The organism is Streptomyces sp. NRRL F-2664 (genome assembly GCF_000719345.1).
In the GTDB taxonomy this organism is placed as follows: domain Bacteria; phylum Actinomycetota; class Actinomycetes; order Streptomycetales; family Streptomycetaceae; genus Streptomyces.
Genome location: NZ_JOFX01000642.1, coordinates 1 through 214, shown reverse-complemented (window position 1 = coordinate 214; position 214 = coordinate 1). Strand labels below are relative to the sequence as shown.

Here is a 214-nt window from a genome sequence, read left to right as displayed (position 1 = left end):
CACCAGTTCTCCGGCGGTATGCGCCAGCGCATCATGATCGCCATGGCGCTGGCCCTGGAGCCGGACCTGATCATCGCCGACGAGCCCACCACGGCTCTCGACGTGACCGTCCAGGCCCAGGTCATGGACCTCCTCGCGGAGCTCCAGCGCGAGATGAACATGGGCCTGATCCTGATCACCCACGACCTCGGCGTGGTCGCCGACGTCGCGGACA

Annotated in this window: 1 protein-coding gene; it reads left to right on the top strand. The window is 67.3% G+C overall.

The genetic code is table 11. The annotated features are described in order from the left end of the window. Positions 1 to 214: ATP-binding cassette domain-containing protein (locus tag IF89_RS0137340; RefSeq protein ID WP_158718196.1), on the top strand; the 214-nt coding region annotated here is incomplete at both ends.